This window comes from Nocardiopsis sp. LDBS0036 (assembly GCF_041228755.1).
GTDB classification, from domain to species: domain Bacteria; phylum Actinomycetota; class Actinomycetes; order Streptosporangiales; family Streptosporangiaceae; genus Nocardiopsis; species Nocardiopsis dassonvillei.
In genome coordinates, this window is sequence record NZ_CP141103.1 from 3753219 (window position 1) to 3768502 (window position 15284).

Annotated in this window: 16 protein-coding genes and 4 tRNA genes; 6 read left to right on the forward strand and 14 right to left on the reverse strand. The window is 72.3% G+C overall.

Features of this window, described 5'->3' with window-relative positions; all coding sequences use genetic code 11:
• Positions 1-106 precede the first annotated feature (106 nt).
• Entirely contained in the window at positions 107-1303 is a 1197-nt protein-coding gene (locus UIS43_RS15810; protein ID WP_071622936.1) for a nitrate/nitrite transporter, read from the forward strand.
• Positions 1304-1635: 332 nt separating this feature from the next.
• Here the strand turns inward: UIS43_RS15810 and UIS43_RS15815 are convergent, their stop codons facing one another.
• Together UIS43_RS15815 and UIS43_RS15820 are read right to left on the reverse strand one after the other, a co-directional pair.
• Positions 1636-2367, reverse strand: a complete 732-nt coding sequence (locus tag UIS43_RS15815) for an rRNA methyltransferase (RefSeq protein ID WP_013155427.1) — start codon at positions 2365-2367, stop codon at positions 1636-1638.
• Between the two features lie 82 nt (positions 2368-2449).
• Positions 2450-2524, reverse strand: a tRNA-Asp gene (locus tag UIS43_RS15820).
• 96 nt (positions 2525-2620) lie between these two features.
• Between UIS43_RS15820 and UIS43_RS15825 the strand changes: the two genes are divergently transcribed.
• Positions 2621-3037 (forward strand): RNA-binding S4 domain-containing protein, encoded by a 417-nt coding sequence (locus tag UIS43_RS15825; RefSeq protein WP_370010546.1) that lies wholly within the window; start codon positions 2621-2623, stop codon positions 3035-3037.
• Positions 3038-3220: 183 nt separating this feature from the next.
• Here the strand turns inward: UIS43_RS15825 and UIS43_RS15830 are convergent, their stop codons facing one another.
• The 6 genes from UIS43_RS15830 to UIS43_RS15855 form a co-directional block, all read right to left on the reverse strand.
• Positions 3221-4030 carry an alpha/beta fold hydrolase gene (locus UIS43_RS15830; protein WP_174546463.1) on the reverse strand — a complete coding sequence of 270 codons (810 nt, stop codon included), beginning with the start codon at positions 4028-4030 and terminating at the stop codon, positions 3221-3223.
• Positions 4031-4163: 133 nt separating this feature from the next.
• Entirely contained in the window at positions 4164-4379 is a 216-nt protein-coding gene (locus UIS43_RS15835; RefSeq protein ID WP_013155430.1) for a hypothetical protein, read from the reverse strand.
• Between the two features lie 246 nt (positions 4380-4625).
• Positions 4626-4699 (reverse strand) — tRNA-Phe (locus UIS43_RS15840).
• A gap of 25 nt (positions 4700-4724) precedes the next feature.
• Positions 4725-4799, reverse strand: a tRNA-Asp gene (locus UIS43_RS15845).
• Between the two features lie 88 nt (positions 4800-4887).
• Positions 4888-4960: transfer RNA gene (locus tag UIS43_RS15850), tRNA-Glu, on the reverse strand.
• Positions 4961-5056: 96 nt separating this feature from the next.
• Positions 5057-6601 carry a metallophosphoesterase gene (locus tag UIS43_RS15855; RefSeq protein ID WP_013155454.1) on the reverse strand — a complete coding sequence of 515 codons (1545 nt, stop codon included), beginning with the start codon at positions 6599-6601 and terminating at the stop codon, positions 5057-5059.
• Positions 6602-6698: 97 nt separating this feature from the next.
• Here UIS43_RS15855 and UIS43_RS15860 point away from each other — a divergent pair, with 97 nt between their 5' ends.
• Positions 6699-7049: a metallopeptidase family protein gene (locus UIS43_RS15860; RefSeq protein WP_013155455.1), complete on the forward strand. Its 351-nt coding sequence runs from the start codon at positions 6699-6701 to the stop codon at positions 7047-7049.
• A gap of 334 nt (positions 7050-7383) precedes the next feature.
• A complete protein-coding gene (locus UIS43_RS15865) occupies positions 7384-8688 on the forward strand; it encodes an MFS transporter (protein WP_013155456.1) in 1305 nt (434 codons plus the stop codon).
• A 137-nt stretch (positions 8689-8825) separates the two neighbouring features.
• Here UIS43_RS15865 and UIS43_RS15870 read toward each other — a convergent pair whose 3' ends face one another.
• The 3 genes from UIS43_RS15870 to UIS43_RS15880 form a co-directional block, all read right to left on the reverse strand.
• On the reverse strand, positions 8826-9086 hold the full coding sequence (locus UIS43_RS15870) for a PspC domain-containing protein (RefSeq protein ID WP_013155458.1): 261 nt from the start codon (positions 9084-9086) through the stop codon (positions 8826-8828).
• 289 nt (positions 9087-9375) lie between these two features.
• On the reverse strand, positions 9376-9990 hold the full coding sequence (locus tag UIS43_RS15875) for a TetR/AcrR family transcriptional regulator (protein ID WP_013155459.1): 615 nt from the start codon (positions 9988-9990) through the stop codon (positions 9376-9378).
• A 188-nt stretch (positions 9991-10178) separates the two neighbouring features.
• Positions 10179-10565 (reverse strand): PPOX class F420-dependent oxidoreductase, encoded by a 387-nt coding sequence (locus UIS43_RS15880; RefSeq protein ID WP_013155460.1) that lies wholly within the window; start codon positions 10563-10565, stop codon positions 10179-10181.
• A gap of 271 nt (positions 10566-10836) precedes the next feature.
• Here UIS43_RS15880 and UIS43_RS15885 point away from each other — a divergent pair, with 271 nt between their 5' ends.
• Both UIS43_RS15885 and UIS43_RS15890 read left to right on the forward strand, forming a co-directional pair.
• A complete protein-coding gene (locus UIS43_RS15885; protein ID WP_013155461.1) occupies positions 10837-11331 on the forward strand; it encodes a GbsR/MarR family transcriptional regulator in 495 nt (164 codons plus the stop codon).
• Positions 11328-12200: an alpha/beta fold hydrolase gene (locus UIS43_RS15890; RefSeq protein WP_013155462.1), complete on the forward strand. Its 873-nt coding sequence runs from the start codon at positions 11328-11330 to the stop codon at positions 12198-12200. The genes UIS43_RS15885 and UIS43_RS15890 overlap by 4 nt, the downstream gene beginning before the upstream one ends.
• 220 nt (positions 12201-12420) lie before the next feature.
• On the opposite strand, the gene UIS43_RS15895 is transcribed toward UIS43_RS15890, so the two are convergent.
• From UIS43_RS15895 to UIS43_RS15905, 3 genes are all read right to left on the reverse strand, one after another.
• Positions 12421-13692, reverse strand: a complete 1272-nt coding sequence (locus UIS43_RS15895) for a pyroglutamyl peptidase (RefSeq protein WP_370010554.1) — start codon at positions 13690-13692, stop codon at positions 12421-12423.
• A gap of 272 nt (positions 13693-13964) precedes the next feature.
• Positions 13965-14531 (reverse strand): NAD(P)H-dependent oxidoreductase, encoded by a 567-nt coding sequence (locus tag UIS43_RS15900; RefSeq protein WP_358169701.1) that lies wholly within the window; start codon positions 14529-14531, stop codon positions 13965-13967.
• A 126-nt stretch (positions 14532-14657) separates the two neighbouring features.
• A complete protein-coding gene (locus UIS43_RS15905) occupies positions 14658-15266 on the reverse strand; it encodes a TetR/AcrR family transcriptional regulator (protein WP_013155465.1) in 609 nt (202 codons plus the stop codon).
• Positions 15267-15284 lie beyond the last annotated feature (18 nt).

Sequence of the window (15284 nt, forward strand, 5' to 3'; positions counted from 1 at the left end):
CCCACTGCATTCCGCCAACAAATATGCCTTCTCCGGCGCGAAAAAGACGCATCCCACACCGGATCGGGTGACAATCGCCTGGAACGGCGGAGGAAGGAATGCGCATATGCGTACGGAATCGGGAAAAAGGGTGTCGCGCCGCGGCACGGCGGGCGGCAACCTCGCGTTGGCCACGGCGGCGTTCACGCTCACCTTCTGGGCGTGGAACCTCATCGGCCCCCTGTCGCGCACCTACACCGAGAACCTGGGGCTGACGCCCACGCAGACCTCGATCCTGGTGGCCTTCCCGGTGCTGGTGGGGGCGTTGGGGCGCATCCCCGTGGGCGCGCTGACCGACCGCTACGGCGGGCGGCTGATGTTCACGGCCCTGTGCTTCGCGAGCATCGTGCCGACGTTCCTGGTGGGGGTCTCGGGCGACTCCTACGGGATGCTGCTGCTGTGGGGATTCGTCCTCGGCGTCGCCGGGACGTCGTTCGCGGTCGGCATCCCGTTCGTGAACGCGTGGTACCCGGCGAACCGGCGCGGGTTCGCGACGGGCGTGTTCGGCGCGGGGATGGGCGGCACCGCCCTGTCGTCCTTCCTCACCCCCCGGCTGGTGGGCGCGGTGGGGCTGTTCACCACCCACCTGCTGCTGTGCGCGGCGCTGGCGGTCATGGGCGTGGTGATGTGGCTGATGTGCCGGGACTCGCCGGACTGGCGGCCGCGCACGGAGCCCGCGCTGCCGCGCATGGGGGAGGCCGTGCGGCTGCGGGCGACCTGGCAGGCGTCGCTGCTGTACGCGGTCGCCTTCGGCGGTTTCGTGGCCTTCTCGACCTACCTGCCGACGCTGCTGACGCTGGCCTACGACTACGCGCAGACCGCCGCGGGTCTGCGCACCGCCGGGTTCGCGGTGGCGGCCGTGGCGGCCCGGCCGGTCGGCGGCGTCCTGTCGGACCGGATCGGCCCGGTGCGGGTGTGCCTGATCTCGTTCCTCGGCACCTGCGTGTTCGCGGTCGTGCTGGCCCTGCACCCGCCCGCGGAGTTCCCGGCCGGTGCCGCGTTCGTGCTGATCGCGCTGTCGCTGGGTTTGGGCACCGGTGCCGTGTTCGCGCTGGTGGCCAAGCTGGTGGAGCCGTCGAGGGTGGGCACGGTCACGGGCCTGGTCGGTGCGGCCGGCGGGCTGGGCGGCTACTTCCCGCCGCTGCTCATGGGGGCGGTGTACCAGGCGACCGGGGCCTACACGCTGGGCTTCGTACTGTTGGCGGCGGTCGCCCTGGCGGTGGCCCTGTACACCTGGCGGGCCTTCGCCCACGTGCGGGGATGAGGCGGCCGGAAGCGACCCCGGTCGTCAGGACGCCCCGCGCCGCGCCGGGGAGCCGCCCCACGAGACCGGGAAGCGGAGGCCGCGCGCGGAAGCGGGTGGGCCCGCGCGCAAGCGGTCAGGGAGCCACACGGAAGCGATGGGCACCGCACGGGAGCGAGCGGGCCCCGCGTGGAATCGGGTGGGCACCGCGGCGTTCGTCCACAGCCTGTGGACGAACGCCGCGACCGGAAGGGACGGGGCCCGGGTGACCGCGAAGACTCGCAGGCCCCGACCAGCCGCCACCGCGGGTCGGGAACCCCGTGTCACCCCAGCGACGGTTCCGGCGGTCCGGCTCAGGGCGCGATGTCGCGGGCGCGCACCAGCACCGCGGCCCGGTTGCCCACCTTCACCCGCTCCAGCGCGCGCACGCCCTCGGGCAGGGAGACCCGCCGGGTGCGGGCGGTCACCACCACGACGGCGTGCTCGGGCAGCACCCGGCCCAGGGAGGCCAGCAGCCCCCGCATCGGCTCACCGGCGCCGCCGGGAACGTTCCCCTCCCACCGCGTCATCTCGCCGTAGGGCACGTCCGTCACCACCAGGTCGGCTTCCACGCCCTCCTCCAGGGAGAACACGTCGGCCACGGCCGCCTCGTGGGGCAGGTCGCCGCCCTGCGCGGCCAGCCCCGCCGCCAGATCGCGGGCGGCCTCGGCGCGCTCCACGAAGGCCACGCGGCCGAAGTCCCGGGCGGAGCGGCGCAGCTCCTCCTCGCGTTCGGCGAGCCCCTCGGCGGTCAGCAGCCGGAGGTTGCGCGCGGCCAGGGCGACCGCGTCGGCGTCCACGTCGGTGGCCCGGACACCGGTGAGCAGGTCGCGGTGGAGCAGGCCCAGCACCGTCGCCAGGTACCCGCTGCCGCAGCACGGGTCCCACAGGCGGACGGGCTCCCCTCCGGTGTGCACCATCGCGCGCTGGAACAGCTCACTGGCCAGCCGCACCGGAAAACCCGGAAAGCCCGGCGCGGACCGCAGCACGTGTCCGCCCGCCAGGGCCGAATGGTCGGTCCGCTCGACGGCGTACCGGTAACCCAAGGTCCCTCATGCCCTTCCGTGTCCGTGTCGGCCGCAGAACGCCGAAGGCCCGGTGTCTGATCGACACCGGGCCTCCATCATGCGGTCCTGACGGGATTTGAACCCGCGGCCTCCACCTTGACAGGGTGGCGAGCACTCCTAACTGCTCCACAGGACCTCGCTGCATGAACAACTCTAGCGCGACTTCGGAGTGCTTCGTACCGGCGGCCGCCTAGAGTGGCGGGAAACGCCCCGGAGAGTGGAAGGAACCGGCGTGAACGAGTTCTCGGCACCCCTGCCGTCGGGCCCGGAGAGCACCCGGGTCGACCGCTGGCTGTGGGCGGTACGCCTCACGAAGACGCGCTCGGACGCGGCCCAGGCCTGCCGGGGCGGGCACGTGCGGGTCAACGAGCGCCCGGCCAAACCCGCCACCACGGTCAAGGCCGGCGACGAGGTGCGCGTCCGGCTGCACGGGACCACGCGCACGGTCGATGTGGGCCATGTCATCGAGAAGCGCGTGAGCGCGCCGATCGCCGCGCGCTGCTACACCGACAGGACGCCGACGCCTCCGCCGCAGGCGACCACGCCCGTCATCAGGCGCGACCGGGGAGCCGGACGGCCGACCAAGCGCGACCGCCGCATGCTGGACAGGCTGCGCAGCGACTTCCCGCCGGGTCCGCCCGCTCCGTAGCGCACGGTCGGCGAATGCGGTCGGCGGCCCTGGCCGGCGGAAACGGGCGCGGTCGGCGGGAACGTCCGCGCCCGGGGTCCGGACCCCGCCGACCGGTCCCGCCGACCGGTCCCGCCGGCCGGTCCCGCCGACCGGTCCCGCCGGCCGGTCCCGCCGACCGGTCCCGCTGACCGGCCCCACCGGTCAGTCCCGCGCGGGAAGCGGGTGCTCCGCCAGGAAGTCCAGCACCTCGCGCGTGGCCTTGGCCGCGTCCTCGTGCAGGTAGCCGTGGCGCATGCCGGGCAGGACCAGCAGCCGGGCATCGGGGACGCGCTCCGCCAGCAGGGCGGCGTTGCCGACCGGGGTGAGGACGTCGTCCTCACCGTGCACGACCAGCGTCGGCGCCTGGATGGAGGGCAGCAGGTCCCAGCCGTCGTAGCCCGAGCTGGCGCCGAAGTGCAGGCGCTGGGCGCGCAGCGGTCCGCGAGGCAGGACGCGGGTGACCGTGTCGGGGTGGGCGGCGGCCCACTCGGGGCCGTAGAAGAGTTCGGCGATCAGGTCGCGCCCCTCGGCCGTACTGGCCCGGCGCAGCGCGAGGGTGGCCGACCTCGGGCGTTCCACCTCGTTGCTCCCGCCCGGCGCCGTGGAGCCCAGCACGAGCGCGCCGAGGCGTCCGGGCCGGGTGGCCGCGAAGGTCTGGGCGACCTTCCCGCCCATGGAGAACCCGTAGACGTGCGTGCGGGGGATGTCCAGGGCGTCCAGGACGGTGAGGGCGTCGTCCACGAACAGGCCGAAGGTGTAGGGCTCGTCCAGGGGCGCGTCGCTGCCGCCGGTCCCCCGGAAGTCCATCCGCACGACCCTGTGGCGCCGGGCCAGGTCGGCGTGCACCCCGTCCCACATCTCGTGGTCGAGGGACTGCCCGTTGAGGAGCAGGAGCGGGTCGCCCTGCCCGAGGACGTCGTACCAGATCCGGGTTCCGTCAGCTGCGGTCACGTGGCTCACGGGTCCGGACACTACCCGAGGAGCCCCGCGCACGCCGTGGTCGGCGTCACCCCGCCGCAAGGGCGTTCCGTACGCTCGGGGCGCGGTGCCCGGGACGGTCCCGACCCTCCGCCGCCCCCGAGCACGGGTTCAGGCGGTGCGCGGGTCAGTCGAAGGTCAGAGGCCGGGGTGTGAAGGAGAAGGTGTGCGGGTCCGGGTCCGCGTCCGGGTACTGCGGCTTGTCCTCCCCGAAGAAGGACGCGAAACGCAGGACCCCTCCCGGCGCCTCGTGCGCGCCCCGAGCGAAGTCGGCCACGTCGGTGTTGCCCGTGGAGAGGTTGGCGTCGACGTAGTAGACCATGTCCAGGCCCGTGCGGAACACCGTCTCCTCACGGGGACGGGGGTTCCTTTCTACGCACTGCCTGCGACGCTCTGGGGTCGCGAACCCTGGAAATCAGGAAGACCCGTACTTCGGAACTCCCGGAGTACGGGACTTCGCGGGAGGGCACGAGCATGCGGCGGGCAGCCACCGGGGACCGCCGCCGTCCACCGACGACCACCGACCAACGCAAAGGCCCCGCCGCCTGCTTCCGCAGGTGGCGGGGCCTTTTTGCATGTCTGCTTGGAGTGGCTAGGGGCGGGGTCGAACCGCCGACCTTCCGCTTTTCAGGCGGACGCTCGTACCAACTGAGCTACCTAGCCGCACTCGCCGATCTCTCGGCGACGGCGGTCCTGACGGGATTTGAACCCGCGGCCTCCACCTTGACAGGGTGGCGAGCACTCCTAACTGCTCCACAGGACCTTGTTCAGTTGTCGCACCGGGCCTGGGCCCCGTGCTCTCGCTGCGGTTCTCATTCTGCCAGATGTCCGGGAGTGCTCGAACCGCCTCGTACCCCCAACGGGATTCGAACCCGCGCTACCGCCTTGAAAGGGCGGCGTCCTAGGCCGCTAGACGATGGGGGCCCGTGTGACACGTCAAGCATAGGGGAGATTCGCAACCAACACCAAAGTGATAAGCGCGGCCAGTCGTCACCTCCTCCACCTGCGCTGACGCGCGGGTCAGGGAGTCCGCTGCCCGTCGCCGGCCTCCTCTGCGGGTTCCTCCTCCGGTTCCTCGGAGGGTTCGCCCACCGGGCGCTGCGGGTCGGTCTCGATGTGCCGCTCGACCTGTGCCGACGTCAGCCCGATGCCGCCCAGGTCGATGTCGTCGCGGGCCTGGAGGCGCCCGGTCTCGGCGTCGAAGTACAGCACCGACGCCTGGTAGGGGGTCGGGCGGCCGGGCCCGTGGTCCAGCCCGCGCAGACCGGCCCCTCCGGTGGACCCCTGCACGAGGAACCTGGTGCCCAGGTCGGTCAGCTCGGTGGACCTCAGGTGGTCGTCGCCCGTCAGCACCAGCGGCACCACCCCGTCGAAGGCCTCCGCCTGCGTGCGCGTGTGCATGACGACCACGTCCACGTCCTCGCGGGAGTCGACCACCTCCCCGGCCTCCTCCTCGCCCCGGGCGGCCACCTCGGAGGCGTCGGGGTTGAGCCGGGTCGCGTCCGGGACGTAGCGGGGGTCCCCCGACCCGTAGAAGGTCAGGCCGCCCACCTCCTGGACCTCGCCGTCCAGCACGACGGCGTTCTCCTGCGCCGCGACCGCGCGCTGCGTCCCCATGGAGTCGTGTCGGCCGCGCACCCACACGTACGGCACGTCCAGTTCGCCGATCTCGTCGGCGAAGGCGTCCTCGGCCGCGCTCCCCCGGTCGGTGAGGTCGCCCGAGTCCACGACCATGTCCGCCCCGTACTGCTCCCGGAGCGTGCGGATGATGCTCCACGAGGCCGGGTTCAGCTGGATGTCGGACACGTGCAGCACGGTGATGACCGACTCGTCCTTCTCGTACACGGGGAGGGTGGAGGTCGCCTCGTAGATCATCGCGACGTTGCCGACCAGTCCGGCCAGCTGTTCCTGGTACTGGCTGAACCGGCCCACCACCTCCTCCGCGCTGCCCACCACCTGCGGGGCACCCGCGATCAGCCCGGTGTAACGGGGCTCGGCGATGGCGCTGGGGTTGAAGGTGTTGGCGGCCACGGCCCCGGAGGCCACGAGCACGCCCAGCGACACCAGGGCGCTGGCCAGGGCCCGCCACACGTCGCGGAAGAGCAGCAGCCCCACCACGGCGGCCCCCAGGGCCGCGGCGAGCACCGCGCGCACCAGCAGGCCGATCACACCGGCGCGCAGGTCGGAACCGATCCCCGCGGCCATGCGGTTGATCGCCTCGGGGTCGGCGAACACCTCCTCGGCCGCGGACAGCCGGATGTTGGAGATCCTCGCCTCCAGCTTGATCGGGGCGCTGTGGGTGTCGAAGGCCAGCTGCCCCAGCGGGGCCACGTCGACGACCGTCTCACCCCGCCACTGGGGGCTCAGGCTCATCGTGACGTCCGCGGGACCGATGGGGGTGACCACCTGGCCGCCCAGGGCCAGGCCCAGCCAGCCGCCGACCAGGCCCGCGACGACGACGCACCCCCACCGCCACGCGCGGCCGGAGCGCAGCCGGTCGAAGGTGCCGCGGAGCCGTCGGAGGGCTCCGCGAAGGTCGTATCCGCGGATCGCTTCCCAAGACAACACACCCCCATCATGCCCCTCCCGGGGAGACGTTCCCGTGTTTCATCCCCTTCGAGAGTGTTATGTCGCTTCCGGCGCGTCGCGGGGAGGCAGCACAATGGCAGGTGTGGTGGAACTGACGCGCAGGGACTTCGAGGAACTGGTCGCCGACGCCCTCGACCAGATCCCGCCCGAGCTGGCGCAGCTCATGGACAACGTGGTGATCACCGTCGAGGACGAGTCGCCGGAGGGGCTGCTCGGCCTGTACGAGGGCATCCCGTTGACCGAGCGGGGCGACTCCTACTTCGGTGTGCTCCCGGACCAGATCTTCATCTACCGGCGCAACATCTGCGCCTTCTGCGAGACCCCCGAGCAGGTGGTGGAGGAGGTGCTCGTGACAGTGGTCCACGAGATCGCCCACCACTTCGGGATCGACGACTCCCGTCTGACCGAGCTCGGCTGGGGCTGAGCCCGGGACTCCCCCGGCCCCCAGCCCCCGGGTCGCGGTCTCCTTCGAATCACGCTTTTCGTCACTCTTCGCACATGTGAATCCACATTATGCTCACCAACAACATTCCGGCACAGCGGTACGTCTCCGCGCGCACGCGCCGCGAGCAGTGGAAACAATCCGTCCAAGGCGACCTGACAACACGGACGAATCCACCCGGCATTCCTTACCCACAGCAACGAATCAGACACGAATTTCCCCAAACGGCTTGCGACGAAGCTCACCATCCGGAACTGTTGGTTATTGGGACACGACACAGCGTGATTACAACCCTGTAACAGTAAGGGAGTGCCGGGTGGCCAATCCGCGCCTCGACAACACACCTGACAACGGAGACCACGAGTCTTCGAGCGCCCCCAACAACGACGACTGGCGGAGCAGCTACCGCGACGTCATGGCGATCGCCGAGTTCCGGTCCGTCTGGCTCGCCCACGCGCTCTCGGTGATCGGCACGAACCTGCTGAACATCGCCACCAGCGTGCTCGTCTTCCAGATCACCGGCTCCGCGCTGGCCGCGGGCGTCACCCTTGCCCTGACCTTCCTGCCCCCGGTCATCAGCCCCCTCATCTCCGGACTCGCCGACCTCCTGCCGCGCCGCCGCGTCATGATCGCCTGCGACCTCGCGCGCGCGGCCGTGATCGTGCTCATCGGCATCCCCGGCATGCCGATCTGGGCCGTCTGGATACTGCTCTTCTGCTCGGTGGTGCCGTCGGTCCCCTTCGCCGCGGCCCGCGCCGCGATGATGGCCGAGATCGTCCAGGGCGAGCGCTACGTCGCCAGCACGGCCATCATCCAGCTCACCTCGCAGCTGGGCATGCTCGCCGGTCTGGTCGCCGGCGGCCTGATCGTCGCCGCCATCGGCCCCAACATCGCCGTGATGTCGACCGGCGTCCTCTTCGTGCTGTCCGCGCTGGTCGTGCTGCTGGGTGTGGCCGCGCGTCCGGCTCCCCGGGGGGAGCGGTCGGAACGCCCGGGGTTCGTCGCCATGACCCGCGACGGGGCCAAGCTGGTCTTCGCCGACCGCAGGCTGCGCACCCTGGCGCTGCTCGCCTGGCTCGCCGGCCTGTACGGCATCCCCTACGGGCTCGCCAACCCGATGGCCGAGGAGATCGGCGCCGGAGCGGCGGCGGCCGGGTTCATCATGGCGGGCTCGGCGATCGGCGGGTTCGTCGGCGGGTTCGTCCTGACCCGGTTCGTCCCGCCGCCCGTCCGCATGCGCCTGCTCGGCCCGCTGGCCGTCCTGGCCTCGGCGCCGCTGCTGCTGTGGCTGACCGAACCGCCGCTGTGGCTGATGGTGTCCGCCCTCGCGCTCTGCGGCGTCGCGGGCTCCTACCAGTTCGTGGCCAACGCGGCGTTCGTGCTGTGCGTGCCCAAGGAGGGCCGCAGTCTGGCCTTCGGGCTGGTCGCGGCCGGGCTCCAGGCCGCCCAGGGCGTGGGCATCCTGGTCGCCGGGTTCTTCGCCGAGAAGTTCGGCACCGGTGTCGTCATCGCCGCGGCCGGCGCCCTCGGCGTGGTCTGCGCGCTGCTCCTGGCCCTGCCGTGGTCGCGGATGGCCGGCGAGACCATCGACCGGATGAACGCGACCGGGGGCGGCGCCTAGGACCCCCAGCGCACCGTGTCCCTAGCGCTCCTCGCCGCGCTCCGCGGGGGCTTCGCGGGTCTGCTCGACCTCGCGCTCCTCCCGCGGGGTGCGCAGCTCGCGTCGCTTCCAACCCGGTTGTGCTCTGAGGGTCCACATCAGCTCTGGCTCGGCTTTCCCTGGAAGTTGCGGATGATCTGCTCCAGCAAGGAGCGCTTCTCGTTCTCGGCCGGCATGATCAGCCAGGCCAGGATGTAGACGAAGACGCCGCTGAACCCGAGGACCGTCAGGACCACGAAGACCAGGCGGACCAGCGTGGAGTCGACGTTGAGGAACTCGGCGATCCCCCCGCAGACGCCGGCGAGGTAGCGGTCGCTCCCACTGCGTCGGAAGCGCTTGCTCTGGAAGTTCTGGTTCATGTCTCCACCCTGCCCCCTCGTGACGACGATTCCCATCCGGGACAGCCCTGGGCGTCCCCTGACATCCCCCCGAGCCCCCGGAAGGGGCCGGGCACGGGGTGCCGGCCCGCCCCGCAGGGGTTGGACGCGGACCGGGGCGCACGGCGTTCCGGCCGGGCGCTGAGGCGTGGGGCACACCGCGGGCGCGGACCGTGCCGCCGGAGGGGTCGGGCCCGGATCCCGGATCGGGGTCCGGCCCCGGGATCCGGGCGCGGAGCCGGGCGACGCGGGGTTCGGGCGAGGGCCCCGATCAGTCAGCGGTCCCGGACCGCCCGTAGACCTCGCCCAGGAAGCGGAAGTCGGTGCGAAGGCTGGCGCGGACGTCCGACGCCTCCTCGTTCTCCGAGAAGCGCAGACGCCTCATGGTGTGGCGCATCACCGCCATGGCCGCCGCCGCGACCACGACCGAGCGGTCGTCCTCGGCGGGGACGCCGGTCCGCTCGGCGATGGTGGCGGCGAGCTCCGTCTCCACGGTGTGGAAGCGGGCGAGCACCCTGGGGACGAGCTGGGGCTCGCGGTCCATGAGCTGTTTGCGCAGGCGCATGTCGTCGCGCTGGGTGTCGAGGTCGTCGGTGCTGACCAGGAACGCGATCAGCATGGTGATGAGGTCCTCGACGAAGTCACCGGTGGGGCCGCCCTCCGCGAACTGCCTGCGCATGTCCTCGTCGGGGCACCGCGGGACCTCGCCCAGGAGGGCGTCCTCCTTGGTGGCGAAGTAGTTGAAGAACGTCCGGGTGGAGACGTCGGCCTCGGCAGCGATCTCCTCGACGGTCACGTTCTCCAGGCCGCGCTCCAGCGTGAGGCGGACGGCCGCGTCCTGGAGGGCACGGCGCGTGGCCTGCTTCTTGCGTTCGCGAAGCCCCAATGGTCCTCTCCCGTACAAGGTAGATCCTTGCAGTCCATGCAAAGTTTCCCACAAGTATCCCCCAGGAACGGCGAACACGCGCGCCGGAGGGCGCGCCCCCGCCGGGGGGCGGGGCCGCGCCCGTGTCCGGGGGCGTGTTCGGGGGTGCCGCCCGTCGCGCAGCAGGGTACGCGTCCGCCGAGCACGCCCTAGCGGCCGACGAAGCGCTCCGGCCGGACGTAGACGATGACACGCTCCTCGTCGGGGCTGTCCCACGGGTAGGGGGTTCCGAGGTACTTCTGCGCCATCTCGTTGATGAAGGCCTTGTCCGGGTCCTCCTCCACCCGGTCGACCACGCCGCGGACCTCGACGTACATGTAGGGGTCGTCGGGGTCGGTGGCCGAGACCGAGATCCGGCCGTCGCGCCTGAGGTTCTGGAGCTTCTGCCGCGTCGTGGTCTGGCTGAACCTGAGGAACTCGCCGTCCCAGTCGATCCACACGGGGCTGGACTGGGGGGAGCCGTCCGGGCCGAGCGTGGCCACGTGTCCGAACGCCGGTTTGCGCAGGACCGCCTGCTGCTTCTCCGAGAACGCCATGTCACTCCTTGTCGTCGGTTGACGCCGATGGTCTCGAGTACACCAACACGCCCCGCGGCGGACGCGGAGACGCGCCCGAGTCGGACGGACCGTATCGGAGAACGCCCCGGGGCCCGGGGACCGACCGGTGTCCCGACGGCTCGGGACCGCCGGGAGGGCCCGCGGTCCCGGCCGCTTCCGCGCTCCCCCGCAGGGCCGCGGCCCGTCGCGACCGCGCCCTCGCGGCATCCTTTCATTGCAGTTGTTACTGCAATGACTGTAATATCGTCGTATGAGCGAACCACCGGGCGAACCCCCAGAGGACGAACTGGCCTTCGTCGACGAGGTCGCCGTGTTCTTCGAGCACGAGGGCCTTCCCCTCATCGCCGGGCGCGTCGTCGGCTGGCTGCTGATCTGCGATCCACCGGAACAGAGCGCCGCCCAGCTCGCACAGACCCTCCAGGTCAGCCGCAGCTCCATCAGCAGCGCCACGCGCCTGCTCACCCCCAGCGGCCTGGTCGAGGGAGTGCGCAGGCGCGGGCAGCGTCAGGAGTACTTCCGCATCGCCGCGAACGGCTGGAGCCGGATGCTGGAGCGCCGGTACGCCCAGACGGCCGCTTTTCGCGAGGTCACCGAGCGCGGGCTCAGCATGCTCCGGGAGGCCCCGGACGAGCGCCGCGAACGCCTGGCCAACGTCCACGAACTCTACGGATTCCTGGAGTCCGAGCTGCCCCCGCTCTTCTCGCGGTGGCGGAGCGAACGCGAGAGGAGCGATCGGCACCCGTGAACCCTCCGCCGTCGGACCCCTTCCCCCGCGTCAGCGTCGAGCAGCCCGAGGGCGCCCTCAGCGTCATCACCGCGGGGCGGGGCACGAGCACCGTTCTGCTGCTGAGCGGCGCCGGCCTGGACAACGCCCTGCTGAGCTGGCGCCACATGATCCCGGCCCTGGCCCCCGACCACAGGGTCCTCGCCCTGGACTGGCCCAAGCAGGGGCACAGCAGGCCCTGGAACGGCACCGCCGACCACACCCGGATGCTCGCATGCGTCACCGCGGTCCTGGACCGCTTCGAGGTCGAACGAGCCTCCCTGGTGGGCCTGTCGCAGGGCGGCGCGATCGCCCTGGCCTACGCCATCGACCACTCCGAACGGGTGGACCGGCTCGTCGCCCTGGCTCCGGCCGGGATCATCTCGTTCCCTCCCCTGGCGCACCAGCTGCTGTGGCTGACCGCCAGGAGCCGCCTGCTCAACCGCACACTACCCACGTGGCTGTTCCGCAGCCGCGAGAGGGTGGCCCGGTTCGCGCGCACCAGCCTGTTCGCGGGTCCGGTCGACGACTTCGACGACATCGTCGGGGAGATCATGCCCGAGGTCCGGGCCAACGGCGCGGGCTCCTCCGACTGGCAGAACGCCTCCATCGGCCCGTGGCGGATGAACGTGGACCTGCGCCCCCGTCTGGGCGAGATCCGCTGCCCCACCCTGTTCGTCCAGGGGGACCGGGACGTCGGCGTGCACCCCAGGCACACCGTGGCCGCCGCGAAACGGGTTCCCCGTTCCCGCCTGGAGATGCTGGAGGGCCACGGGCACTGGGTCAACCGTCAGTCGCCCGAGCGGGTCAACGCGCTGGTGCGCGACTTCCTCACCGGACCGGGAGCCTGACCGGACCGGCCACGCCGACGCCCGTTCCCCACGGTACGCCTGCCAACCCCCGGACTCCCGGCCACGGGGCGGCGGCGCGAGCGCCCGAAGCGCCCCGCCGCCGAACCCCGCGGGGGCCGCCGGGGCCCGCCGGAGCGCCGTGTCCGGCTACGGGACGGCCGGGCCCCAAACGGACGACGCGGTGGTGGGAGCGCGCCGGGGAAGGCCCGCTCCCCGGGCCTCACCCGCGGACGGCGGCCGCGACGATGTCCTCGACCTGACCGACGATCGCCGCGCGGTTCCGCTCGAACTCGGGGTCGGTGACGCCGTCGCCGGGACCGAAGTCCAGGACCGGGGTGTGCACGTGACCGGCGGGGATGTCCAGGCCGGTGGCGTCGCGCAGCAGGGTGTTGCGGTAGGCGATCTCGTTGGAGAGGTAGTCGCCTCCGCCTCCGGCCCGCGCCTCGGAGCCGGGCGTGGGCCCGTCCACGCGCACCACCGGTTCGGTCCCGCCCTCGGGGATCTCGGTCACCGTGGTGTTGTCGACCACGGGGAACGGCGCGCCGCTGGTCTGCTCGACGATCGCGGGGTGGTCGAGGGAGGAGTCCGACCACTGCGGCTGCGGCGTGACGGTGGGGACGCCGTCGGGGACGGGGACCATCTCCTCCGTGCCGACCGACTCGTTGTCCGCGGCGCCACCGCGCCAGGCGCCGTTGTGGGCCTCCAGGTCGAACCGGCCCGGTCGGCCCTGGCTGACGGTGATGACCGTGTCGGCCGGCCGGTCGCCGGTGTAGTGCGGCAGGAGGGCCTCCTCGACCATGCCGTCGGTGAAGTCGCGCCAGCGCACCGGGAAGAGCATGGTCTCCACGACCGCGACCCCGGCGTCGGTCTCGATCACCGCCCCGTCCAGGGCGAGGGCGGCCGCGCCGGAGGGGTTGGCCTGGCGGATGTCGTTGTCGAGGCGGAACGGGTCGAACCCGGTCACGACGACGTGGAGGGCCTCGGGCTCCCCGGGGACCTCGGCGAAGTGGGTGTCGTCGTGGCCGCGGGAGCGGCGGTCCATGTCGGCCACGAGCCCGGCGCGGTCGGCCTCGCTCAGCTCGAAGTCCGGCTGCCAGCGGTTGAGGGCCGAGGTCATGGCGAGCCGGGCCCAGTAGACCGGACGGTCGTCCCCGGCGCTCAGGCTCCCCTCGACCCTCGCGTTGCCCTGGACCCGGTCCACCGCCTCGCGCCAGAGCGCGTCGCCGTGGCGTTCGACGACCGCGCTCGCCTCCTCCGGGCCCGACGCCGCGCACAGTTCCCGCGTGAAGCGGTCCACGGTCATGACGAACCCGGATCTGCGCAGGATCTCCTGCGGGACCTCCTCGGTGACCCGCGCCTCCTCGACGGTGGCGCCGTCCCGGCTGAGGCAGCCGGTCGTCTGCTCGGCCTGGGCCGGGGCGCCCAGGGCGAGGACGGGGGCGGCGATGAGCGCCGACGCCGCGATGCGGGGGATGGTCTGGTGGATGCGCACGCTGGCTTCACTCCGTAGTTCGATGTGTTGGACGAGAGGGGGGAAGTAGGAGGTTCCCTGTTTCACAGGAGTCACACCGCCCCCACGTCTCGGACAGGACCGGTCGGCGGCGCCTGCCGCGTCCGTGCGCGGGTCGGGGCGGGTCAGGTCGGAGCGCGCGCGGGACACCGGTCCGGGCGGCTGGAGCGCGCCGTTCACGCCCACGGTCAGCGGGGCGGGTCCGGCCCGGGGCGCGACGGCCCGCCGCCCGCGGAGCGGACGGAGGAGCGGGGTTACTCCAGGAGCGGGGCCGCCGCCTGTTTCCGCCGGGAGTAGGAGAGCGCCGTGGCCATCTCGTCCATGGCCAGCCGGACCCGCTCCAGCACCGCCGGATCACGGAACTCACCACGGGAGTCCACCCGGCTGGGGGCCCCGGAGACCGTGACCGAGTCGACCAGGACGCTCCCCATCAGGGTCAGCGTGGGAATCAGCGCGAGGTGGCCGCGCATACCGCCCGCCTGTCCCGGTGACGCGCTCATGAGGAGGGTCGGCTTCCCGGCGAGCCCTCCGGAGCCGACCAGCCAGTCCATGGCGTTCTTGGTGGCCCCGGAGGGGCCGTGCGCGTACTCGGGGGTCGCGATGATCACGCCTTCGGCCCGGTCGGCGCAGGACCGGAACCTCGTGACGACCTCCGGCAGGTCCCCGTCGTCGTCCAGGTCGGGGTTGAACAGGGGCAGGCGTCCGGCCAGGTCACCGCCGACCACGGAGACGTCGGGGTTGCTGCGGCCCGCCAGGCGCAGCAGTGCGGCGTTGTGGGAGTTCCGGCGCAGGCTGCCGCAGATACCCAGTACCGCCCACATGGCCGCTCCCCCGATCCGAAGTCATCCGCACAGTACCTCCCGAAGCCCCGGCGTGTGCGCGGAAGCCACCGGAGACGGCGGATCGGGGATCCGGCCCTCCCCGCCGCCCCGGGCCGGTCGCGCGCCTCAGCCGTGCGGGGCCGTGGCGCGGATACCGGCGAGGACCACGGCGACGATGCGCTCGGCGTCCGCGCGGGTGAACGCGCGCAGGCCGCGGTTGAGGATGAGGTGCACCGGGCCGGAGATCATCTCGCCGAGGAAGGCGCTGTCGACCGGGGGCAGCTCACCCCGCTCGACCGCGGTGTCCACCCGCCGCCGCATGACGGCCACGCGCTGGTCGAGGACCCTGGACAGCGCCTGCCGGACGGCGGGGCTCTGGTGGGCGGGCTGGACGGCCTGTTCGAGCGTCCGGCCGAAAGGCGTCTCCAGGCCACCGGCGAGGCCCATCAGGAAGTCCGCCAGGTCCCGGTGGAGGTCACCGGTGTCGGCGACCGACGCGAGGTTCTCGGCGTAGCTCAGTACGGCGTCGACGACCAGCTCCTCGCGGTCGGGCCAGTTGCGGTAGACGCTGGTCTTGTGCACACCGGCGCGCTCGGCGACCTCCTCGTAGCGGAAGCCCACGACGCCGTCGCGCGCGACGAGCTCGGCGGTCGCGGTGAGGACCCGCGCCCGCACCCGCGCGTTGCGGCCGCCGGGGCGCCGTGCGGGCGGCCGGTCAGCGGTCCCGTCGGCCATCTCCACGCCCACCTCCTG

What these genes read in the sequence shown, in the direction of transcription:
- UIS43_RS15870 (WP_013155458.1), bottom strand. Translation starts at nt 9,086, where the DNA reads ATGAACCAGAACTTCCAGAGCAAGCGCTTCCGACGCAGTGGGAGCGAC.
- UIS43_RS15905 (WP_013155465.1), bottom strand. Translation starts at nt 15,266, where the DNA reads ATGGCCGACGGGACCGCTGACCGGCCGCCCGCACGGCGCCCCGGCGGC.
- UIS43_RS15880 (WP_013155460.1), bottom strand. Translation starts at nt 10,565, where the DNA reads ATGGCGTTCTCGGAGAAGCAGCAGGCGGTCCTGCGCAAACCGGCGTTC.
- UIS43_RS15860 (WP_013155455.1), top strand. Translation starts at nt 6,699, where the DNA reads ATGGCAGGTGTGGTGGAACTGACGCGCAGGGACTTCGAGGAACTGGTC.
- UIS43_RS15885 (WP_013155461.1), top strand. Translation starts at nt 10,837, where the DNA reads ATGAGCGAACCACCGGGCGAACCCCCAGAGGACGAACTGGCCTTCGTC.
- UIS43_RS15810 (WP_071622936.1), top strand. Translation starts at nt 107, where the DNA reads ATGCGTACGGAATCGGGAAAAAGGGTGTCGCGCCGCGGCACGGCGGGC.
- UIS43_RS15900 (WP_358169701.1), bottom strand. Translation starts at nt 14,531, where the DNA reads ATGTGGGCGGTACTGGGTATCTGCGGCAGCCTGCGCCGGAACTCCCAC.